Source organism: Streptomyces liliiviolaceus (genome assembly GCF_018070025.1).
GTDB lineage: Bacteria > Actinomycetota > Actinomycetes > Streptomycetales > Streptomycetaceae > Streptomyces > Streptomyces liliiviolaceus.
In genome coordinates this window covers 6,737,455-6,760,091 of record NZ_JAGPYQ010000001.1, presented here as the reverse complement: position 1 = coordinate 6,760,091, position 22,637 = coordinate 6,737,455, and the positions used below count along the sequence as shown (strand labels likewise).

17 protein-coding genes are annotated in these 22,637 nt (G+C 70.7%); 6 read left to right on the top strand and 11 right to left on the bottom strand.

The window, feature by feature from the left end:
• The 3 genes from J8N05_RS29010 (at position 1) to J8N05_RS29000 (ending at position 4,535) form a co-directional block, all read left to right on the top strand.
• Positions 1-1,350, top strand: coding sequence for a cation:proton antiporter (locus tag J8N05_RS29010; protein ID WP_210887974.1), 1,350 nt, complete (start codon positions 1-3; stop codon positions 1,348-1,350).
• A gap of 175 nt (positions 1,351-1,525) precedes the next feature.
• Positions 1,526-3,070 (top strand): NAD(P)-binding domain-containing protein, encoded by a 1,545-nt coding sequence (locus tag J8N05_RS29005; protein WP_210887971.1) that lies wholly within the window; start codon positions 1,526-1,528, stop codon positions 3,068-3,070.
• Positions 3,063-4,535 (top strand): class I adenylate-forming enzyme family protein, encoded by a 1,473-nt coding sequence (locus tag J8N05_RS29000; RefSeq protein ID WP_210887966.1) that lies wholly within the window; start codon positions 3,063-3,065, stop codon positions 4,533-4,535. Before J8N05_RS29005 ends, J8N05_RS29000 begins: the two co-directional genes overlap by 8 nt.
• 75 nt (positions 4,536-4,610) lie before the next feature.
• Here the strand turns inward: J8N05_RS29000 and J8N05_RS28995 are convergent, their stop codons facing one another.
• The 5 genes from J8N05_RS28995 to J8N05_RS28975 all read right to left on the bottom strand — a co-directional run bounded on the left by J8N05_RS28995 (position 4,611) and on the right by J8N05_RS28975 (position 10,476).
• The gene (locus tag J8N05_RS28995) at positions 4,611-6,716 is read right to left on the bottom strand and encodes an MMPL family transporter (protein WP_210887963.1); all 2,106 of its coding nucleotides are present in this window, start codon (positions 6,714-6,716) and stop codon (positions 4,611-4,613) included.
• Positions 6,717-7,301: 585 nt separating this feature from the next.
• Entirely contained in the window at positions 7,302-7,964 is a 663-nt protein-coding gene (locus J8N05_RS28990; RefSeq protein WP_210887960.1) for a response regulator, read from the bottom strand.
• The gene (locus J8N05_RS28985) at positions 7,961-9,172 is read right to left on the bottom strand and encodes a sensor histidine kinase (RefSeq protein WP_210887957.1); all 1,212 of its coding nucleotides are present in this window, start codon (positions 9,170-9,172) and stop codon (positions 7,961-7,963) included. The genes J8N05_RS28990 and J8N05_RS28985 overlap by 4 nt, the downstream gene beginning before the upstream one ends.
• A gap of 97 nt (positions 9,173-9,269) precedes the next feature.
• Positions 9,270-10,028 (bottom strand): IclR family transcriptional regulator, encoded by a 759-nt coding sequence (locus tag J8N05_RS28980; protein ID WP_210887954.1) that lies wholly within the window; start codon positions 10,026-10,028, stop codon positions 9,270-9,272.
• A gap of 13 nt (positions 10,029-10,041) precedes the next feature.
• A complete protein-coding gene (locus J8N05_RS28975) occupies positions 10,042-10,476 on the bottom strand; it encodes a MarR family winged helix-turn-helix transcriptional regulator (RefSeq protein ID WP_210890470.1) in 435 nt (144 codons plus the stop codon).
• A gap of 253 nt (positions 10,477-10,729) precedes the next feature.
• Between J8N05_RS28975 and J8N05_RS28970 the strand changes: the two genes are divergently transcribed.
• From J8N05_RS28970 to menE, 3 genes are all read left to right on the top strand, one after another.
• Positions 10,730-11,662, top strand: a complete 933-nt coding sequence (locus J8N05_RS28970; RefSeq protein WP_282108172.1) for an SDR family oxidoreductase — start codon at positions 10,730-10,732, stop codon at positions 11,660-11,662.
• Positions 11,663-11,676: 14 nt separating this feature from the next.
• On the top strand, positions 11,677-12,552 hold the full coding sequence (locus tag J8N05_RS28965; RefSeq protein WP_210890468.1) for an amidohydrolase family protein: 876 nt from the start codon (positions 11,677-11,679) through the stop codon (positions 12,550-12,552).
• Between the two features lie 88 nt (positions 12,553-12,640).
• A complete protein-coding gene (gene menE, locus J8N05_RS28960) occupies positions 12,641-14,158 on the top strand; it encodes an o-succinylbenzoate--CoA ligase (RefSeq protein WP_210887951.1) in 1,518 nt (505 codons plus the stop codon).
• Positions 14,159-14,308: 150 nt separating this feature from the next.
• Here the strand turns inward: menE and J8N05_RS28955 are convergent, their stop codons facing one another.
• The 6 genes from J8N05_RS28955 to J8N05_RS28930 all read right to left on the bottom strand — a co-directional run bounded on the left by J8N05_RS28955 (position 14,309) and on the right by J8N05_RS28930 (position 22,527).
• Complete coding sequence (locus J8N05_RS28955) at positions 14,309-15,136, bottom strand: PaaX family transcriptional regulator (RefSeq protein ID WP_247706543.1); 828 nt, start codon at positions 15,134-15,136, stop codon at positions 14,309-14,311.
• 164 nt (positions 15,137-15,300) lie between these two features.
• Positions 15,301-18,225, bottom strand: coding sequence for a glycoside hydrolase family 2 TIM barrel-domain containing protein (locus J8N05_RS28950; RefSeq protein ID WP_210887948.1), 2,925 nt, complete (start codon positions 18,223-18,225; stop codon positions 15,301-15,303).
• Positions 18,225-19,124, bottom strand: a complete 900-nt coding sequence (locus tag J8N05_RS28945) for a carbohydrate ABC transporter permease (protein WP_210887945.1) — start codon at positions 19,122-19,124, stop codon at positions 18,225-18,227. The genes J8N05_RS28950 and J8N05_RS28945 overlap by 1 nt, the downstream gene beginning before the upstream one ends.
• Before the next feature lie 14 nt (positions 19,125-19,138).
• Positions 19,139-20,101 (bottom strand): carbohydrate ABC transporter permease, encoded by a 963-nt coding sequence (locus J8N05_RS28940; RefSeq protein ID WP_210887943.1) that lies wholly within the window; start codon positions 20,099-20,101, stop codon positions 19,139-19,141.
• Positions 20,101-21,387, bottom strand: a complete 1,287-nt coding sequence (locus J8N05_RS28935) for an extracellular solute-binding protein (RefSeq protein WP_210887940.1) — start codon at positions 21,385-21,387, stop codon at positions 20,101-20,103. Before J8N05_RS28935 ends, J8N05_RS28940 begins: the two co-directional genes overlap by 1 nt.
• 66 nt (positions 21,388-21,453) lie before the next feature.
• A complete protein-coding gene (locus J8N05_RS28930) occupies positions 21,454-22,527 on the bottom strand; it encodes a carbohydrate kinase family protein (RefSeq protein WP_210887937.1) in 1,074 nt (357 codons plus the stop codon).
• Positions 22,528-22,637 lie beyond the last annotated feature (110 nt).

The window sequence follows — 22,637 nt, the reverse complement described above, 5'->3', positions numbered from 1 at the left end:
GTGTCCACGACCTTCCTGGCAGCCACCACCGACAAGAACCTCGAACTCGTCCTGCGCGTCCTGCCCGCCATCGTGATCATCCTCGCCGCGTCCGCCGTCTGCGGCCGTCTCGCCCTGTGGGTGAAGCAGCCACGCGTGCTCGGCGAGATGGTGGCCGGCGTCCTGCTGGGCCCCACGCTGTTCGGCGCCCTCTTCCCCGAGGCCCAGAAAGCCGTCTTCACCCCAGAGGTGAAACCCATCCTGTACGTGCTGAGCACCCTCGGCCTGACCCTCTTCATGTTCCTGGTCGGCGTCGGCCTCGACCGCACGGCGGGAAACGGCAGGAAGGACACCAAGAACGCGGCCGTGCTGGCCGTGTCCGGCATCGTCCCCTCGCTGCTGCTCGGCGCCGCGACGGGCTATCTCCTCCACGACCGCCTCTCCGAACCCGACGTCTCCTCCTTCGAGTTCGCCCTCTTCCTCGGCGGCGCCCTGTCCATCACCGCCTTCCCGATGCTCGCCCGCATCCTCTACGAACGCGGACTGGAGAACTCGCCGCTCGGCCGCATGACCCTCCTGGGCGCCTCCGTCGACGACGCCGCGGCCTGGTGCTTCCTCGCCGTGCTGTCCGCCATGCACACCGGCGCCGGACTGCCGCACGCCCTGCGGACCATCGGCCTCACCGTCCTCTTCACCGTCGTGATGCTCACCGTCGTGGCGCGGCTGCTGCGTCCGATGGGCGAACGGGTCGAGCGCACCGGCCTGTTCGGCTTCGACCAGATGTACCTCGTCGTCGGCATCGTGCTGCTCGCCGGCTGGTTCACCGATTGGATCGGCATCTACTCGGTCTTCGGAGGCTTCGTCGCCGGACTGGCCATGCCCAGGAACGAGGCTTTCCGCCAGGCTCTGCACAGCCGCATGATGGACCTCGTCTGCGTGCTGCTCCTGCCCGTCTTCTTCACCTTCTCCGGCCTCAACACCGAACTGGGCGGAGTCACCGGCTGGGCCATGTTCGGCATGTTCCTGCTGATCCTCGCGGCCGGGTTCACCGGCAAGTACATCGGGTGCGCCCTCGCCATGCGCGGCATCGGTTTCAGCCGGCGTGAGTCGTGGGCGGTGGGCGCCCTGATGAACGCCCGCGGCCTGATGATCCTGATCTTCATCAACATCGGCCTCGCCCAAGGCATGATCAACAAGAACGTCTTCTCCATGCTCGTCCTGGTCGCGGTGCTCACCACCGCGGGTGCCGTGCCGCTGTACCGGCTGGCCCTGCCCGAGCACATCGAACGCCGTATGTCCCCGACGGAGAAGACCGCCGACACGGAGGCCCCCTCCTCGACCTCGACCGGGGCGGGGTCCGTGCACGCCTGATCCGCGGCGGGCCCGTGCACGCCTGATCCGCCGCGGCCCGGGCCGCGACGGCCGGCAGCCGACAGTCGGCAACCGGCAACCGGCAACCGGCAACCGGCAGCCGACAGCCGACAGTCGGCAGTCGTCGGCCGGCAATCTCAGAGCCTTCTGATCTGGCGGCACTAACGTCCCGCCCATGGTGCGCGATTACCTGATCATCGGGGCCGGACCGGCCGGACTTCAGCTCGCCGCTCTCCTGGAACGTGACGGACGGGACTACCTCGTCCTGGAGCGGGGAGAGGGGCCCGGCACGTTCTTCACCAGGTTCCCCCGACATCGACAGCTGATATCGATCAACAAGGTGAACACCGGCTACACCGACCCCGAACTCAACCTCCGGATGGACTGGAACTCGCTCCTCAGCGGCGACCCGGACCTGCTGTTCACCCGGTACAGCGAGGAGTACTTCCCCCGAGCCGACGATTTCGTACGCTACCTGGCCGACTTCGCCGACCGTACCGGCGTCCGGGTCGAGTACGGCACGGACGTCGTCCGGGTCTCCCGCGCGGACGGCGTGTTCACGCTCCGCGACGCCGCAGGCCAGGACTGGCAGGCACGGCGGCTCGTCGTGGCGACCGGCGTCTCCCGCCTCAACGAGCCGGCCATCCCCGGCATCGAACTCGCCGAGCGGTACGACGAGTTCGACCCCGACCCGGCCTCCCTCGTCAACCAACGGGTGCTCGTCGTCGGCAAGGGCAACTCCGCCTTCGAGACCGCCGAGGGCCTCATGACGAAGGCCGCGGTCATCCACGTGGCAGGCCCGCACTCCCTCAAGATGGCGTGGAAGACCCACTTCGTCGGGCATCTGCGCGCGGTGAACAACAACTTCCTGGACAGCTACCAGCTCAAGTCGCAGAACGCCGTCCTGGACGGAACCGTGGAGAACATCGAGAAGACGTCCGACGGCAGGTTCCACGTCACCTTCCGCTATGCCCGCACCACGGAACGGCTGCGCGAACTGCTCTACGACCGGATCATCCTGTGCGCCGGATTCCGCTTCGACGCCGACGCCTTCGACGAGACCTGCCGTCCCGCCCTCGTCATCGACGGGCGCTTCCCCGAACAGAACTCCGCCTACGAGTCGGTGAACGTACCAGACCTCCACTTCGCCGGCACGCTCACCCAGCAGCGCGACTTCAAGAGGGGCACCAGCGGCTTCGTCCACGGCTTCCGCTACGGGGTGCGCGCCCTGTACCGCATCCTCGGTACCCGCCACCACGACGAGCCCTGGCCTGCCCGGTCGCTCACCGCGGCACCGGACGCGATCGCCGACGCCGTCGTAGCCCGCGTCAACCGCTCCTCCGCCCTGTGGCAGCAGTTCGGAGTCCTCGGCGACGTGATCACCGTGGACGCCGACCGGGCCACCTACCAGGAGGAGGTCCCGCTCGCGTACGCCGCCGACGGCGGCCTCGGACCCGCCGCACACCGGTTCGTCGTCGACCTGGAGTACGGGGCCGACCACGACGGCGTCGACCCGTTCGACGTCACCGTCCCGCGCGTGACCGAGAACGACGTCGAGCACGCGATGGACTCCAGCTATCTCCACCCCGTCGTACGCCACTACCGCGACGGTGTCCTGAGCGCCACCCACCATCTGGCGGAGAACCTGGAGAACGAGTGGGACATCCCGGCGGTCCACCACCAGCCGCTCGCGGCGTTCGTGAAGGCCTGCCTTGACTGAGCAGTTCCCCGGCCGGCTCCTCGACCTCCTCGAAACGGCGGGCCGCCGTCCGGTGTTCGAGCACGCCGACCGGGTCGTCACCGCGGCCGAACTGCTCGCAACGGTACGGCGCGCGACCAACGGGCTGCGCGCGCACGGCATCGGCCCCGGTGACGAAGTCGCCCTGCTGCTCGGCGTGAGCCCGGAGGCGTTCGCCGCGATCGTCGCGGCGCACGCCGTCGGCGCCCGTGTCGTGGGCGTACGACCCGGCCTGACGCCACGTCAGCGACAACACCTGCTCGCTGACACCGACTTCACGGTCACCGACCGGACGGCCGGCACGGACGCGGACACGGACACAAGCACAAACACGGACCGGCCGGGGAAGGTCCTCGCCCTGGACGACCTGCTGTCGGCACCGGACGACGGCCTCCGTCCACGACCCTTGGCCCGGCCGGAGGACATCGCCCGGCTCATCCACACCAGCGGCAGCACCGGCGTCCCGAAGGCGTGCGCGCAGACCTATGCGGCGATGACCGCGGCCTGGGCGCTCCGACCGCAGGCCTGGCCGCCCGCCGTCCGCGCGCTCGCCGCACGGCTGGACCGCTTCCTGGTGTTCGGCACCCTGGCCAGCCAGGTGATGATGGAGTACGGACTCCTCACCCTCGCCGCCGGCGGCACCCTGGTGACCGCCGGACAGCCGGATCTCCGCGACGGTATCGAGCGCCACCGCGCCACCGCGAGCGTCATCACCGTGGCCCGCCTGCGGAAACTCACGGCAGGCCAGCGCACGTCACCCGCCGACCTCACCAGCCTGCGCGCCCTGATGGTGTCAGGCTCCCCACTGGAGCCGGGCCGACTCCGTGAGGCCTCCGACGTACTCGGCCCGGTCGTCTTCCACGGATACGGCCAGACCGAGACCGGCATGATCTCCATGGCCACCCCCGAGGACGAGCCGGGTTCGCTGGGCGTGCCGCCCGTCGACCTGGAGATCCGGGACGCCTCGGGCCGCCCCGTCCCGCCCGGCACCGACGGCGAACTCTTCGTCCGGACCCCGGGACAGAGCGTCGGCTACTGGCGCGAACCCGCCCTCACCGCCGAGGTGTTCACCGACGGCTGGGTCCGCACCCGCGACCTCGGCCGGCTCGACCCGGAGGGCCGGCTGTGGCTCACGGGCAGGACCCGCGACGTGATCATCGTCAACGCCAACCTCTACTACGCCGGCCCCGTCGAACGACTGCTCGCCACCCATCCCTCGGTGGCCGAGGCGTACGTCGTCGGCGTCCCCGACGACGACACCGGCGAAGCGGTCCACGCCTTCGTCGTACCCGCCGAGGGACACCTCCCGGAGCTGCCCGAACTGCGCGCGTGGGTGACGGCACACCTGGAGGAGGCGAGCGCGCCGACCCGCCTGAACCTCATCGGGGAGGTACCGGTCACGCCCGCGGGGAAGCCGGACAAGAGACGGCTGATCGCCGGGGGATAGCCGCCTTGGGGGCCGGGCCAGGCCATGGCGAGGGCCCCGGTCCGGGAGGAACCGGGGCCGACGACTGCCGCTGTCTCAGTGCTGCTTGGTGAGTTCGGGTGCGGCGGGCGGAGCCTCCTCGTGCAGGCCGAAACGGTCATGCGCCCGGCGCAGACGCTTCGGCGCCCACCAGGCGCGCCGGCCCAGCAGCGCCATCGTCGCCGGGACGAGCAGCATCCGGACGAGCGTCGCGTCGATCAGCACGGCGAGCGTCAGACCGAGGCCGATCTGCAGGATGGGGGCGAAGCCTCCCGTCATGAAGGCGCCGAAGACGACCGCGAGCAGCAGCGCCGCACAGCTCACGACCCGGCCGGAGCGGCGCAGACCGGTGACGACCGCGTCCTGCGCGTCCCCCGTGCGCAGCCAGGTCTCGCGCATCCGGGCCAGGATGAACAACTCGTAGTCCATGGCCAGTCCGAAGGCGATCGCGATGATCAGCGGGGGTGCCGTCAGGCTCAGCGCGCCGAGTTCCTGCGAGCCCAGCGCCGAGGCCAGATGCCCGTCCTGGAACACCCAGACCACCACACCCAGCGCGGCGCCCAGGCTGAGCAGGGTCGTGAAGATCGTGCGCAGCGGGATCAGGACCGAGCCGGTGAACGCGAAGAGCAGGAGGAAGATCCCGGCGAGGACGGTGACGGCGGCCCAGGGTGCCCGGTCGCCGAGCATCGCCCGGAAGTCCACGAGCCGGGCCGCGACACCGGTGACCTGTACGGGCTCGTCGCCGCGCACCTCCCGTACCCGCTGGACGAGGTCGGTCGCCGCCTTCCCGTCCGCGCTGCCGCTGGGCTGCATGCTCAGCACCGTGGTGCCGCCCGGCAGTTCACGCGACCCGGTGCCGGGGGAGAGCGCCCTGATCCGCTCGGCCGTCGCGGTGTCGGTGCCCGGTTCCAGGACCACGGTCACCTTCGAGACGCCGGTGCCCGGAGGGAAGTGGGCCCCGATGGTGTCGTCCAGTCGGCGTGCCTCCGTGCTCGTCGGCAACTGCTGGGCGTCCCCGATATTGATCTTCATACCGGTGGCGGGCAGGGCCAGGACGAGCAGGGCGGCGACGGAGGCGACGGTGACGACGACCGGGCGGCCGGTGGCGAACCGGGCCAGCCGGGCGAAGACCCGGCCCTCCTCCTCGGCCGGCTTGTCCCTGGCGGGGGCGATCTTTCCGCCGAAGCGGGCCAGCAGGGCGGGGAGCAGGGTGAGCGCGGCCAGCATGTCGATGACCACCACGGCGGCCACGGCGAAGCCCATGCTGCGCAGGAAGATGCTGGGGAAGACCAGCAGACCGGTGAGGCTGACGGCCACGGTCAGACCGGAGAACAGGACCGTGCGTCCGGCGCCGGCCACCGTGCGGTGCACGGCCTCCACGACGTCGTCGGTGCTCCGGCGTTCCTCGCGGAAGCGGACCACCATCAACAGGGCGTAGTCCACGGCGAGTCCGAGGCCGAGCATCGTGGTCACCTGGATCGCGTACACGGAGATGTCGGTGAACTGGCTGAAGCCGAACAGGGCCAGGAACGCGCCCGCGACGCCGCTGACCGCGACCACCAGGGGCAGCCCGGCGGCGCGGAAGCCGCCGAAGATCAGGAGCAGCAGGACGAGGACCACGGGCAGGGAGATGATCTCCGCGCGGGCCACGTCCTGCTGGGCCCGTTCGCCGAGCTGCTGCCCGAGCAGGGGGCCGCCGCTCACGTGGACGTCGGGTGCCCTGATCTGGTGGATACGGTCACTGGCGGCGTCCAGGACCTGTTCCTCGGCGTCGTCGTCGAGACCGCCCTTCAGGGTGACCGGGATGACGAGTGCCCGGCCGTCCTCCGCCAGGAGGCCCCGCGTGGTGTACGGATCCGGTACGGCGGCGATGTTCGCGATGCCGCGGAGGTCGGTGACGGCGGCTTCCACCTGGGTGCGCAGTGCGTTGTCCGAGACGGCCTTTCCCGCGACCACCGCGGTGATCGACTCGCCGGCCGGGTCGATGCCGTCGAGGTACTCCGACGCGCGGTCCGACTCGGTGCCGGGGACGTCCGGTACGGAGTCGCTGAGGCGGGCGAAGACGCCTGTGCCGAGGCCGAAGCCGAGCAGCAGGAACAGCAGCCAGAGGCCGATCACGGTCAGTGGCCGGCGTGTCGACGCCCTGGCGATCCTGTTGAGCACGGGGTGCCTCCCGGCGGGTTGGCGGGTATCTGGTCGCCTCAGGTTCGCCTCGGGCGGTGGGTCGGCGGATCGCCGGGACGAGGGGTTTCGACGACTCCCTCGCACGGGCGAGAACGCGCCCGCGCCTCCGCCGCACGGGGGAGTTCTGGCCCGGACCACTCCTGCGGGCCGGTGGGGGCCGTTCGCGCAGTTCCCCGCGCCCCTGAAAGACGGGGCTGCGCCCCCGCTTCCAAGGGGCGCGGGGAACGGCGCGCTCAGCCCACGACGGCCCGCAGGACGCAGACGACCCAAGCCCCCGCCTCCCATGGCCGCGGGGAACGGCGCGGCCAACCCCCACCGGCCCACAGGAAACAGTCGGCCTGAGCCCCCGCCTTCCAGGGGCGCGGGGAACGGCGCGGCCCGCCCCCACCGGCCCGCAGGATGCAGACGTCCCAAGCCCCCGCTTCCCAGGGGCGCGGGGAACGGCGCGGCCCGCCCCCACCGGCCCGCAGGATGCAGTCGGCCTGAGCCCCTGCCTTTCAGGGGCGCGGGGAACTGCGCGACACGCCCCCACCGGCCCGCAGGTGGAGTGCGTCGGGGAGCAGGTCAGTTCGAGCCGGGGGTCACCACTCCCGACTCGTACGCGCAGATGACCGCCTGGACCCGATCCCGCAGCCCCAACTTGCTGAGCACATTGCTGACGTGCGTCTTCACCGTGTGCTCGCTCACGAACAACGTCCGAGCGATCTCCGCGTTGGACAACCCCCGAGCCAGCAGCCGCAACGTCTCCTCCTCACGCGCCGTGAGGACATCGAGCCGCGCGGACGAGGGCGCGCTCCCCGCCCGCCGCCGCTGGATGATGTCGGCGACCAGCCGCCGCGTCACCGACGGCGCGAGCAACGAGTCCCCCGCCGCCACCACCCGCACCGCGTGCACCAGGTCGTCCCGCCGCACATCCTTGAGCAGGAACCCGCTCGCCCCCGCGTACAACGCCTCGTACACGTACTCGTCGAGGTCGAACGTCGTCAGCATGACCACCCGGCACGCGGACTGCGCGCACACCAGCCTCGCCGCCTCCAGCCCGTCCATCCGCGGCATCCGGATGTCGAGCAGCAGCACGTCCGGCGTGTGCCGCTGCACGGCGGCCACCGCCGCCACGCCGTCCCCCGCCTCCGCCACGACGTCGATGTCGGGCTGCGCCTCCAGGATCATGCTGAAGCCGCTGCGGACCAGCTCCTGGTCGTCGGCGACCACCACCCGGATGCTCACCCCGGCGCCACCTGCCGGTCGCCCGCCACGGGCAGGCGTACGACGACGCGGAAACCACCGTCACGGCCGGGCTCCGTACGGGCGGTGCCCCCGCAGGCGGCGGCCCGCTCACGAATCCCGATCAGCCCGTGCCCGCCCCCGCCCGGGGCGGGGTCCGCCGGGCCCCGCCCGTCGTCCGTCACCGTGAGCGTCAACTCGGTCTCCGTCCACTCCAGTTCGACCCGCGCGCAGGAAGCGTACGCGTGCTTGACGGTGTTGGTCAGGGCTTCCTGGACCACGCGGTACGCGGCGACCTCGGTGTCCCGGTGCAGCGGGCGCGGCTCCCCGGTGCGCCGGAGCTCGACCCGCAGGCCGGTCGTGTCGCCGACCTGTCGGACCAGACCGGTGAGGGCCGCGACCCCGGGCTGCGGCAGCCGGTCCGAACTGCCGTTCAGGGGTTCCTCCTTGAGGACGCCGAGGATCCGCCGCAGCTGGACCATCGCGTCGCGCCCGGCACCGGCGATGGCGTCGAACGCCCCTTCCGCGCGCTCGGGATCGCTGCGCACGACCACGGGCCCGGCCTCGGCCTGCACCACCATCAGGCTCACCGCGTGGGCCAGGACGTCGTGCATGTCCCGGGCGATACTGGCCCGTTCCCTGGCGGCGGCCCGCGCGGTGTCGGCGGCCCGTTCGCGCTCCAGGCGGCGGGCCCGGTCCTCCAGCGCCGCCGTGTAGGCCCGCTGGAGACGGGACAGCACCCCGAAGCCGTAGGCGCTGACACAGCTCAGCAACTGGAAGGCGTACTCGAAGGGTTGCGCGTCCTCCTTGTGCGTCATGGTCAGCGAGACCCCGGCCAGCCACCCGACCAGCATGAACCGCCGCTGCCAGGGCACACCGACCGCGGCCATGGTGTAGAGGACGACCAGGCCGGCGTACATGATGTCCGGCGGCGGCGCGTGGTAGACGGCCATGGCGGGGGTGAACACCGAGACCCCGCAGGCCGCGAGGAACGGTGCCCGGCGCCGCCACACCAGCGGCAGCGCCGTACCGACACCCAGCAGGAACCCCTGCCAGGTCAGGCGGTCGTCGCCCTCGTCGGGAAACATCCACTGCAGCGACGCGGCGAACAGGACGAGCACGGCGAGCGCGATGTCGACGACGTACGGGTTGGCCGTGCGCAGGCGGGCGACGGCGGGGCTGATCCAGGGGGAGGCGGACGAGGCGGGCATGGGCGGCTCCTCGGGGACGGGGCCGTGCCAGTATCGGCGCGGGGCCGGGGCCGCGTCCTCACCGGTGAGAGGGATATCGATCGGCTCCCACCGACTCTCACCCTCCCGACGGCTCCGGCTGCCATCCCAGCGCCCGGGAGATCCCGCGCGCGGCGAGCCGTACCGCGGGGATCAACGCCGGTGTGTGCGTGTCGTGTTCGGGCACCACGACCGAGACCGCCGCGGCCACCGGGCCGCCCGGACCGCGTACCGGAGCGGCCACCGACAGCGCGTCCTCGGTAATCTGACGGACACTCACCGCCACTCCGAAGCGCCGGACTTCGGCGAGTGCGCGGCGCAGGTCGGCCGGATCGGTGAGGGTGTGCGGCGTGAAGGCGGCGAGCGGCCGGCCGCAGTACGCCTCCTGGAACGCCGGTTCGCAGTGGGCGAGCAGCGCGAGGCCCACACCGGTCGCGTGCAGCGGCCAGCGCGCGCCCACCTGGATCTTCACACCGACGGCCGAACGGCCCGAGATCCACTCGATGTAGACGACCTCGAAGCCGTCGCGCACGGCCAACTGCACGTTCTCGTGCGTGGCTTCGTAGAGGTCCTCCAGATACGGCAGTGCGATCTGCCGCAGCGCGAGCCCGCGCGGGGAGAGCGCGGCCAGCTCCCACAGCCGCAGACCCACGTGGTAGATCCCGTCCGCGTCGCGTTCCAGGGCGCCCCAGTCGCTGAGCGCCCCCACGAGCCGGTGCGCGGTGGTGAGGGAGAGCCCGGCCCGGCGGCTGATGTCCGTGAGGGAGAGCGCCGGGTGGTCGTGGTCGAAGGCGGCGAGCACGGCCAGCAGCCGGTCGGGCGCGGACAGGGAGGTCATGGCCCGCGCCGTTCTACGCGCCGGAGTCGAGCTCGGTCTCGGCGACGCGTCGCAGCAGCGTGTGCAGGATCTCCCGCTCGGCGGGGTCGAGCGGCCCGAGCAGGCCGTCCGTCACCCGCAGCCCCGCCTCGTCGGTGTCGCGCAGGAAGGCACGCCCGTCCCCGGTCAGTACGACGATCCGGCTGCGGCGGTCGTCGGGGGAGGGGCGGCGTTCGGCGAACCCGAGCTTCTCCAGGTCGTCGACCAGGCCGACGATCGCGCTCGGGTCGTAGCCGAGCCGCGAACTCAGCTCCCGCTGGAGCGCGCCCTCGGAGGTGGCCAGGAAACGCAGCAGCGCGTAGTGCCGCAGCCGCAGCCCCGACTCCTGGAGGAACGAGTTGAACATCTGCCCCGAGCGCAGGCCCATCCGGTACAGCAGATAACCGGTGTCCGCGTGCAGTCCGCGCATCCACGGTTCCTGGGCGTCGATCGGCGCGGCATCCGTGGGCGGGGCGTCGGTGACATGCGGCTGGCGGGCGATGGCGGGCTCCCTGGTCGTGACCCCGCGAGGGGCTCGGTACTGCGTCCGTACGGGACCAGCATGGCGCACCGATCTGACCGCAACAACTATTGACGTCAACAATCATTGTCCTTAGCTTCGATCTCGTCGCGCCATCGCCTCCATCACCTCGATCGCCGCCATCGCCCTGAAGGGATCCCTCGTGTCCAGCATCGATCTCAGCGGCAAGGTCGCCGTGGTCACGGGCTCCGGCCGCGGCCTCGGCCTGGCCTACGCGCACGCCCTCGCCGCCGCCGGCGCCTCCGTGGTCGTCAACGACGTGGACGAGGAGGTCGCCGAACAGGCCGTCGAGGCGATCACCGGCGCGGGCGGCACCGCCGTGGCCGAGGTGGTCGCGGTCGGCACCGCCGAGGCCGCGGACTGCCTGGTGGGCCGCGCGGTCGCGGAGTTCGGCCGCCTCGACGTCCTGGTCACCAACGCGGGCATCCTGCGCGACAAGGTCCTGTGGAAGATGACCGACGACGACTTCGACGCGGTGCTCACCACCCATCTGAAGGGCACCTTCACCTGCGCCCGCGCCGCCGCCGTACGCATGCGGGAGCAGGGTGACGGGGGCACGCTGATCCTCGTCGGCTCGCCGGCCGGGCAGCGCGGCAACTTCGGCCAGACCAACTACGCGGCGGCCAAGGCCGGTATCGCCGCCATGGCCCGTACCTGGTCGATGGAGCTGGGCCGCGCGGGCATCACCGTCAACGCGATCGTGCCGGTGGCCGCGACCGCGATGACCGAGACCATCCCGGCCTTCGCCCCCTACATCGAGGCCATGAAACAGGGCGAACCGCTCCCCGACTTCCTGCGCAAGGGCGAGGGCTTCGGCACCCCCGAGGACTGCGCGGCCCTCGTCCCGTTCCTGGCCTCCGACGCCGCCCGCGGAGTGGCCGGCCAGGCCATCGGCATCGGCGGCGACAAGGTCACCCTGTGGTCCCACCCCCAGGAGATCAGCGCCGCGTACGCCGACGGCGGCTGGACCCCCGGAGCGCTCGCCGACGTCTGGCACACCACCGTCGGCGCCGAACCGCAGACGGTCGGCATCCCCGCGCCCGCCGCCGCGCCCAAGGCCGCTGAGGCGTCATGACCCTTCCGGTGACGATGAACGTCGACGACCTGGTCGCCATCGACGTCCACACCCACGCCGAGGTCTCCTCCAAAGGCACCTCCTCGCTCGACGACGACCTGCACGCGGCCTCCAGCGCCTACTTCAAGGTGGAGGGCAAGCGGAAGCCGACGCTGGAGGAGACGGCCGCGTACTACCGGGAGCGGAGGATGGCCGCCGTGATCTTCACGGTCGACGCCGAGTCCGCGACCGGCACCGAACCCGTCCCGAACGAGGAGGTCGCCGAGGCCGCCGCCGCCAACCCCGACGTCCTGATCCCGTTCGCCTCCATCGACCCCTTCCGCGGCAGGGCGGGAGTGAAGCGGGCCCGCCGACTGGTCGAGGAGTACGGGGTGAAGGGCTTCAAGTTCCACCCGAGCATCCAGGGCTTCTTCCCCAACGACCGTTCCGTGGCGTACGAGTTGTACGAGGTCATCGAGGAGAGCGGCGCCATCGCCCTCTTCCACACCGGCCAGACCGGCATCGGCGCGGGCGTGCCCGGCGGGGGAGGCATCCGCCTCAAGTACTCCAACCCGCTGCACGTCGACGACGTGGCTGCCGACTTCCCGCACCTGAAGATCATCCTGGCGCATCCGTCCTTCCCCTGGCAGGACGAGGCCCTCGCGGTCGCCACGCACAAGCCGGGCGTCCACATCGACCTGTCCGGCTGGTCGCCGAAGTACTTCCCGCCGCAGCTCGTGCAGTACGCGAACACCCTCCTCAAGGACAAGGTCCTGTTCGGCTCCGACTACCCGGTCCTCACGCCGGACCGCTGGCTCGCCGACTTCGCGAAACTGCCCGTCAAGGACGAGGTCCGGTCGAAGATCCTCAAGGAGAACGCGGCCCGGCTGCTCGGCCTCACCAAGCCATGACCCGCCTCATCGGGCCATGACCGGCCTCATCGGGCCATGAGCACACACCGAGCCATGACCGCACACACCGAGCCGTAAGGGGTATGGCATGCGCAACGAGGGACTGGGGTCGTGGCCCGCCCGCCGGGCCCGCAAGACCCCGCACCGCACCGCCCTGATCCACCACGGCACGACACTCACGTACGGCGGCCTGTACGAGCGCACCACCCGCCTCGCCCACGCCCTGCGCGCCCGCGGGGTGCGGCGCGGCGACCGGATCGCCTACCTCGGCCCGAACCACCCCTCCTACCTGGAGACGCTGTTCGCGGCCGGCACGCTCGGCGCGGTCTTCGTCCCGCTCAACACCCGTCTCGCCGGGCCCGAGATCGCCTACCAGCTCGAAGACTCCGGCGCGAAGGCCCTCGTGCACGGACCGGCGTCCGAAGAGCTGATCGCCGGCCTGCCGGGCACCTGCGACGTGCGTACGTACGTCGAAGTGGGCGCCGCCTACGACCAGTTGCTCGCCTCGGCCGCCGACGAGGCGATCGACGAACCCGTCACCGCCGACGACACCTGCGTCATCATGTACACCTCGGGGACGACGGGCCGCCCCAAGGGCGCGATGCTCACCCACGGCAATCTGACGTGGAACGCCGTCAACGTCCTCGTCGACCAGGACCTGATCGCGGACGAACGCGCCCTGGTGTCGGCCCCGTTGTTCCACACGGCCGGGCTCAACATGCTCACCCTCCCCGTCCTCCTCAAGGGTGGTACCTGTGTCCTGGTCGAGGCGTTCGACCCGGCGACCACCCTCGATCTGATCGAACGGCACCGGATCACCTTCATGTTCGGCGTGCCCACCATGTTCGAGCAGGTGGCCCGCCAGCCGGGCTGGGCCGACGCCGACCTGTCCTCGCTGCGCATGCTCAGCTGTGGCGGCTCACCCGTGCCGACCCCGCTCATCGCCGCCTACCAGGAGCGGGGCCTCACCTTCCTCCAGGGCTACGGCATGACCGAGGCCTCACCGGGAGCGCTCTTCCTGGACGCCGAGCACGCGGTGACCAAGGCGGGCTCGGCGGGCGTACCGCACTTCTTCAGCGACGTACGCGTCGTACGGCCCGGCCTCGCCCCGGCCGACCTCGCCGACGTCGGGGAGACCGGCGAGATCGTCGTACGCGGGCCCCATGTCATGCCCGGTTACTGGGGGTTGCCCGAGGAGACCGCGGCCGTGTTCAGCGACGGCTGGTTCCGCAGCGGGGACGCCGCCCGGATCGACGAGGACGGCTATGTGACCGTCGTCGACCGCATCAAGGACATGATCATCTCGGGCGGCGAGAACATCTATCCCGCCGAGATAGAGGACCGGCTCCTCGCCCACCCCGGTATCGCCGAGTGCGCGGTCATCGGCGTGCCCGACGAGACCTGGGGCGAGGTGCCGCGCGCGGTCGTCGTCGCGCGCGAGGGCGTCGAGCTGGACCCCGACGAGGTCCTCGCGTCCCTCACCGGGCACCTCGCCAAGTACAAGATCCCGAGGTCGGTGGTGCTCGCGGACGAACTGCCACGGACCGCCTCCGGCAAGCTGCTCAAATCCCGGGTCCGCCTGCGGTACGGGGCCGATTCTCACTAGGGGTCCACATGGAGAGTTTGTCCCAGTTCTATGTGTGACCCCATGTGTGACGGGGGTGTCCGGTGCGTGGTCGGGTGCGGGTCCGTCGTGGCTGGTCGCGCAGTTCCCCGCGCCCCTGAAGACGAAAGGATTGCGCCGTTCCCCGCGCCCCTAGACGGGCGGTCTCACCGGGACCAGGTCCAAGAGGTGGTCCGCCGACTGCTGGGCCAGGGGGGTCAGGCGGGTGTACACCGTTCGGAACGTCTTTTCGGCCTGGTCGGCGGGCCAGTCGTCCGGGAGGTGTCCGACCGGCAGGCGCGGGTCGCGGCGGACGACCTGCAGCCACTGCGTCGACAGGCGCAGTCGCAGCGCGAGGGCCTCGTCGGCCTCGGGGTCGACGGTCTCCCAGCGCTGCCAGCGGTCCACGAACGCCCGGTAGCGCGTGGCGAGTTCGTCCAGTTCCCAGGTCTCCTCGATCATCGCGCCGATGTCCATGCCGGCGTCCGCGTGGGCGCGGAAGATCTTCACATGGGCGGACAGACCGAGTTCGGCGACGAGTCCGGAGACATCGGTCTCGCCCGGCGCGATCCACAGCCCGCCGAACAGCGGGCCGAAGCCGTTCCACGTCAACTGGGCCCGCAGGTCGTGCCGTTGGCGCTGCCAGGACTCGGGCAGTGAGAAGCCGAGCAGGGTCCAGGTGCCGTCCCACCGGCGGTTGACGGCCCCCTGCTCCCAGATCCGCTGCTCACCGTCCCGCAGCACGGCCTCCGAGCGCTCGGTCAGTCCGAAGTACATCCGGCGCCCCTCGCGCTGCCGCCGCAGCAGATCGCGGCCGACCATGCGCGTCAGGGTGGACCGGGTCGCGTGCTCGCCGACCCCCGCTCGCCCGAAGACGTCGATGACACTCCCCGAGTACACACAGACATCCCGACCGAGCACCTGGTCACCGAGAAAGGACAACATGAGGGACTGGGGCCGCAACGCCTCGTCACTGGTCACCCACCCACGGTACGCCCGCCGATCACCGTCTTTCGCCTTTCAGGGGGCGCAGCCCCCAAGGGGCGCGGGGAACTCCGCGACCAGCCCCCACGCACCCGCACCCGCACCCGAAAACGAACGCGCCTAACCTCCGCCGGTTCCGCTGCCCCGCCGGTTCCGGACGGTCAGAGCACCCGCAGCGTCCACTCCCACCGATGCGTCCCCGGCGCCACGAGATACCCGGCCGAGGTGTCCGGCCCGCACGACGCCGTGCCGAGCCCCCGGTGCGCCGCGTCGAGGTGCACGACACAGCCCGGTCGCGGTACCAGCTCGTCGTGGTGCGTGGCGGCGGCCAGGTCCTCGGCCCGGTAGCGGTTGACGGAGACCTGCCCCGGCGCCCCCAGTTCCACGGCGAGCCCCGTGGCGTCCGGCGCCGACAGCGTGAACCGCCGCACCCCGTGCCGCCCGCCGCTCTCCTGCGGGCGCAGGTAGGGAGTGAACAACTCGTCCACCGGTAGCGAGTGGTGTCCCACGGGCGCGCCCGTGCTGCGGTCCGGGTAGGACTCCCAGGGGCCCTGCCCGTACCAGTCCAGGACGTCGAGGCCGGGGACCGTCTCGAAGACCGTGCCGACCCTGGCCGCGTCGTCCAGCCCCGCCGGGAGTTCGGCCGACTCCTCGACCCGGATGCCGCCGGTGACCGGGGTGAACACCTGCTCGTGGCGGACGGGCCCGGCCCCGGTCGCGTACTCACTGAGCACGACGACCCGGGAGCCCTCCTCGCGTACGTCCACGACCTTGCGTACGAGCGCGTCGAGGCCCCAGTCGTGCCAGCGGGCCGCCATGCCGCCCAGCTCGTCGTTGTCGGTGGGCGCCCGCCAGAGCGAGAGCCGCGGCGCGGACGTCAGCAGCGGGTGCACCAGCAGCGCGTCCGCGTCCAGCGTGACGGCCGGTCCGGTCGCGGGCTCCGGGGGCGTGTCGGTGGCCGCGGCGGCCAGCCGGACCTGCGGCACACACACCTCCGTGCCGAGCGGCGCCCACGCCTCGTCGTCGGCGGTCGTCACCCGCAGGGTCAGCCAGGTCTCGCCGGCGGAGGGCTCGGGCGGCGGGAAGGGCAGCGGCACCTGCGTCGACCCGCCCGGCTCCACCTCCGGCAGCGAGGCCGGCGCGCGCAGCGTCGTACCGTCGGCGCCCACGAGCAGCCACTCGGCCGCCAGCCACTCAAGGCCCCGGAAGTGCTGCCGGTTGTGGATCCGGAGGACCCCTTCGTCGTACGTCAGCCGGACCGGGCCCGCGATCTCCCGGTGCTCGTACATCACGGGCTTGGGGGTGCGGTCGGGGAACACCACGCCGTCCGCGATGAAGGCCCCGTCGTGGATCGCCTCGCCGAAGTCGCCGCCGTACGCCCAGCGGTGGCCGGGGGCGGTGACACCGTTGTCGTACAGGCCCACGCCGCCTCGGCCGGCCGGTCGTCCGTCGTTCACCCGCTGGAGGATGCCGTGGTCCCAGAACTCCCAGATGAAGCCGCCCTGAAGACCCGGGGTGGACTCGATGGCGGCCCAGGTGTCGGCGAGCGTTCCGTTGCTGTTGCCCATGGCGTGCGAGTACTCGCACTGGATGAGCGGCTTGGTCTGCCTGCCGGACAGGGCGTGCGCGACGCAGTCCTCGATGGGCGCGTACATGGGGCAGGCGATGTCGGAGGCGAGCTTCTCGTCCGTCCAGTCGATCTTGGCTGCTCCCTCGTACTGGATCGGCCGGGTCGGGTCGTGGCGCCGTACCCAGCCCGCCGCCGCGTCGTGGTTGGCGCCGTAGTCGGACTCGTTGCCCAGTGACCAGACGATGATCGAGGGGTGGTTCTTGTCCCGCAGGACCATGCGGGAGACGCGGTCCACGAACGCGGGCAGATAGCGGGGGTCGTCGGCGATCTCGTGGGCGTGGTCGTGCGACTCGATGTTCGCCTCGTCCACCACGTACAGACCCAGCTCGTCGGCGAGGTCGTACAGCGTCGGGTCGTTCGGGTAGTGGGAGGTGCGCACCGCGTTGAAGCCGAACCGCTTGAGGACGACGAGGTCGGCGCGCATGTCGTCCGCGGTGACCGTGCGGCCGGTCAGCGGGTGGAAGTCGTGCCGGTTGGCGCCCCGGATGAAGACGCGCTCACCGTTGACCAGCAGGTCCCGGCCGACGATCTCGACGTCCCGGAACCCGACCCGGTGGTGCGAGCTGTCGGCGATCGAACCGTCGGAGCGGTGCAGCCGCACGGCCAGTTCGTACAGCTCGGGTGTCTCCGCGGTCCAGGGGCGGACGTCCCGGACGACGGTCCGCAGCCGTGCCTCGCCGTAGAAGTCGGACACCCGCATGTCCTCGGCGTTGAGGCGGTCGAACTCCGTGTCCTGGGAGAGGAGTTGGCCGTCCAGGGCCGCGGTGACGTACCAGCCCTCGGGCAGCGGTCCCGCCGTGTCGCGCACGGTGCAGTCGACCCGCAGCCGCCCGTCCCGGGGAGCGCGCACGGTCACGTCCGCGAGGTGCAGCGGGTCGGTGGTGTACAGCAGCACCGAGCGGGTGATGCCCGCGTGCCACCACTGGTCCTGGTCCTCGATGTGCGAGGCGTCGGACCACTTGACGACGGTGAACCGTACGGTCGCCGGATCCCCGGGGCGCACGACGGCCGTGAGGTCGAACTCGGCCGCCAGGTGGGAGTCCTTGGAGATGCCGACCTGCCGGCCGTTCACATGGACGAGCAGCACGCTCTCGGCCGCGCCGACCTGGAGGACGATCCGGCGGCCCGCCCACTCGGCGGGGATGTCCACGGACCGCTCGTAGACGCCCGTCGGGTTCGCGGCGGGGGTGTGCGGCGGGACGTCGCCGAACGGCATTTGGACGTTCGTGTACTGGGGCAGGTCGTGGGGGCTCTGCATGGTCCACACGCCCGGCACGTCGGCGAGGGTCCACTCGCCCGACGCGCCGGTCGGTGAGGGCAGCAGCTGGAAGTGCCAGGAGCCGTCCAGGGACAGCGCGCCGGAGCGCCGGTCCACCGCGTTCATCGGCAGCCGCTGCCAGGAGGTCGTCTCGGGGGACTCCCAGGGCCGCAGCGAGAGCAGGTGATCGCGTCCCATCAGCGGATCGCTCCCTTTCCGAGGTCGGCGATGATCTGCTTGGCGCCGATCGCGAAGACGATCAGCAGGGGGATCAGGGCCAGGACGGCACCCGTCATGACCATTCCGTAGTCCGTGGTGCCATGGACGCCGTTGAGCTGGGACAGGGCGACCTGGAGGGTCACGTTGTCCGGGTTGGTGAGGGCGATCAGCGGCCAGGCGTAGTCGTTCCACTGGCCCATGAACGTGAAGATGCCGAGGAAGGCGAGCCCGGGGCGGACCACGGGCAGGGCCACGTGCCAGTACTGGCGCAGGAAGCTCGCCCCGTCGATCTTCGAGGCGTCCAACAGTTCGTCGTGGATGGCGCTCTTCATGTACTGCCGCATCCAGAAGATGCCGAAGGCGTTCGCGGCGGCTGGCACGATCAGCGAGGTCATCGAGCCGATCCAGCCCAGCTTCGCCATGATCACGAACTGCGGGATGGCCGCGAGCTGCGCGGGCACCATGAAGATCGCCATCATCATCGCGAACAGCGTCCGGCGGCCGGGAAAGCTGAACTTGGCGAAGACGAAGGCGGCCAGCGAGTCGAAGAACAGCACGAGGAACGTCACGGAGACGGCGACGAGCAGCGAGTTGAACATCGACCCGAAGAAGTCGATGCTGTCGAACAGCTTGCTCAGGTTGTCGCCGAAGTGCGAGCCGGGCAGCAGCTTCGGCGGGTAGGAGAAGATCTCCGTCGACGTGTGCGTCGACATGATCACGGCCCAGTAGAACGGGAACGCGGAGAGCAGCACCCCGAACAGCAGGGAGACGTGCAGCGCGATGCCTCTGCGCTGGGTGCCCCGGATGCGCGTGCCCTTGGCGGGCTCGGTACGGGGCGGCTCGGTGGGGGCGGGCTCGGTCTGTGTGGTGACAGCCATGGTGACGGGCCTCCCTAGTCCTCGCCCCGGCGCTGCACCAGGCGCCAGTTGACGATCGAGAAGATGACGACGACGAGGAAGATGCCCCAGGCCACGGCCGCGCCGTAACCGAAGTCGTTGTTGTCGAAGGTCTGCTGGAAGAAGTAGAGGACCATCGTCCGGCCGGCGTGGTCGGGACCGCCGGAGAACGTGGACTCGTTGGCGGTGGACTGCAGCAGCACCTGCGGTTCGGAGAAGCTCTGCAGTCCGGTGACGGTCGAGATGACGAGCACGAACAGCAGCACGGGCCGCATCAGCGGGAGCGTGATCCGGAAGAAGGTCTGCACGGGTCCGGCGCCGTCCATCCGCGCCGCCTCGTACAGCTCGCCGGGGATCGTCTGGAGTCCGGCGAGGAAGATGATCGCGTTGTAGCCGGTCCACTGCCAGGTCATCAGGGTGGCGATGGCGACCTTGATGCCCCACGGGGTGTTCAGCCAGGCGATCTGGTCGAGTCCGACCGCCTGCAACAGGGCGTTCACCAGGCCGAAGTTGGTGGAGAAGACCGAGCCGAAGATGATCGCGACGGCGACCACCGAGGTGACGTTGGGCAGGAAGTACGCGAAGCGGTAGACGTTCTTGAAGCGGACCGCCGAGTTGAGCATCACGGCCGTGATCATCGCGAGGAAGATCATGGGGAAGGTGGCCAGCGCCCAGATGATCAGCGTGTTGCCGATCGAGCTCCAGAAGTCGGTGTCGCTCAGCAGATAGCGGTACTGCGACAGGCCCGCGTACTCCATCGAGCCGAGGCCGTCCCACCGGTGGAACGACAGATAGAGCGAGAAGCCGACCGGGATCAGACCGAAGGCGAGGAAGAGGAGATAGAAGGGCGAGATCGCGGCGTACAGCCGCCAGTAGCTCAGGATGCCCTTCTTGGGGTGGGCCGCGGGCGGCTCGGCGACGGGCGCCGGGGGCTTCTCGACCAGGGGGGCGGTAGCCATCAGTAGCTCACCCCCAGATGGTCGGCGATACGCCGGCACTTGCTCATGGCGTCCTTCCAGGCTTTCTCGGGGTTCTTGCCGAGGACGCCGACGTTCTTGATCTCGTCCCTGATCGGCTGCCCGAGCGCCACGTCGTACGGGCTGTTGAAGGCGACCGGGATCTTCTCCGCGGCCGGCCCGTACACGTCCATCGTGATCTGGTCGCCGAAGAACGGGTCGTTCTCCCGCAGCTTCTTCAGCTCGTACGAGGCGGGGGTCGAGGGGAAGAGTCCCGCGTCCATGAAGCCCTGGGCCTGGTTGTCCGCGTTGAGCAGCCAGGTGATGATCTCGAAGGCCTTCTCGGGTTCACGGCAGGCCTTGGTGATCGCGAGGAACGAGCCGCCGACGTTCGAGGGGCCACCGGGACAGTTCGCGACCCGCCATCTGCCCTTGGTCTTCGGGTACTGGAGCTTGAGGTCGCCCGCGGCCCACGAGGCGTTGAGCTGGCTGGGCAGCTCGCCGCTCTCGGTGGCCGAGATCGAGTCGGGCGTGCCGGTCACGATGCTCGACGCGAGGCCGCGCCGCTTGGCCTCCACGGCACGGTCCCAGCAGACCCGCACATGTTCCTGGTCGCCGATGAAGTGCTTGTCCTCGTCGACGAACCGCTGGGTGCCCTGTCCGATCGACATCTCGAAGACGCTGGTGATGTCGGTCAGGATGAACGCCCCGCGCACCCGCTTCTTGAGCTGCTCGCCCGCCGCGAAGAACTGGTCCCAGGTGCCCATCTCCTTGGAGACGTCGTCCGGTTCGTACGCGAGCCCGGCCTTCTCGTAGACGGCCGGCTGGTAGTACTGCACGACGGGTCCCACGTCGATGGGGAAGCCGACGAGGCTGCCGTCGGGGGCCACGCCCTGCTGCCACTTCCAGTCCAGGTACTGGCTCTTGAGCTTCTCCGCGCCGAGTGTGCGCAGGTCCACGAACTGGTCGGCGTTCGGCAGGTACGACGCCATGTCCTCGCCCTTGAGCCCCGCGATGTCGGGGACATGGGCCTGGCCGGTCATCGTGGTGATGAGCTTGGAGCGGTAGTAGCCGCCGATCTGGATCGCGTCCAGGTCCACGGCGCTGTCGTAACGGGCCTTGGCCTTCTTGACGACGGTGTCGCTCAGGCCGCCGCTCCAGTACCAGAGCACCATGTTCCGGCCCGTCGAGCCGGTCGGTACGGCGCAGCCGGACGCCAGGCCGCCGAGCGCGGTCGCGGCCGTACCGGCCAGTCCCGCGCGGAGCAGGCCCCTTCGTGAGAGCCGCACAGCTCCCACCGCCTTTCGGATGTGTTCGGTCTTCGCATCAGGAGAGACGCATCGGTGAGCCAGGCATCAGAAGGGATGCGTCGCGGGAGATGCGTCGGGGGAGATCGGGAGTGCCGTGGGGGCAGGTGGAGTCACCGGGGCGTGGGGAACCGGAGGGCCGGGATCGACGGGCATACGGTCCGTCAGGAAGCCGTACGCGCGCCGCAGTTCGGGATTCTTGAGGGAGCGCCACCACTGGTGGATGCCGTACCAGCCGGGCGCGGCGAGCGCCCCGCTGTGCCGCTGTACGGAGAGTCCGGCGGCCAGCACCGCGAAGCGCAGCCGCTCCTCCAGGGGCCAGCCTTCCAGCGAGGCCGCGACGAAGCTCGCGCCGAAGACGTCCCCGGCACCCGTCGCGTCCAGGACGTCGGTGGCGAGGGCGGGCACGTCGGCGTGCTCGCCCGTGGTCTGGTCGACGGCGATCGCGCCGTCCCGGCCGCGGGTGACCACGGCCACCGGCACCAGCTCGGAGAGCCTGGAGAGCGCGTCGGCCGCGGTGTCGGTGCGGGTGTACGCCATCGCCTCGGTGTCGTTCGGGACGAAGGCGTGGCACAGGGCGAGCTGGTCGAGGAGAGCCGAGGACCACTGCTGGGTGGGGTCCCAGCCGACGTCCGCGTAGATCTTCGTGCCGTTCGCGGCGGCCTTGGCGATCCAGTCGCGGGGTTCGGCCTCGATGTGCACGAGGGCCGTGCGCGCGGCGGGCGGGTCGCCCATCAGCGCGTCCTGCGAGTACGGGGGCTCCTGGCCGTGGGTGACCAGGGCCCGGTCGTGGCCGTACGCGATCGAGACGGTGACCGGGGTGTGCCAGCCGTCCGCCGTACGGGAGAGCGAGAGGTCGATGTGCTCCTGGCCGGCGAGGATCCCACGGCTGTACGCGCCGTAGTAGTCGTCGCCGAACACGGTGGCCAGCGAGGTCCTGAGGCCGTAACGGGCCGCGGCCACGGCCAGGTTGGCGATGCCGCCCGGGCTCGTGCCCATCCCGTCGGTCCAGATCTCCTCGCCGGGGGTCGGCGGCTTGCCCAGACCGGTCAGGACGAGGTCGTAGAAGAGCAGCCCGGTCAGCAGCACATCGGGCCGCGCGTCGGGCCGTGTCTCACCCACGAGCGCATCCTCTCGTCAAAACTCTTCATTTTCGGTGCACCGAATCGTGTTTCGGTGGACAGGATCGTGCGCGCCTCCGGCACATTTGGCAAGAGTTGAGCAGAACAGAG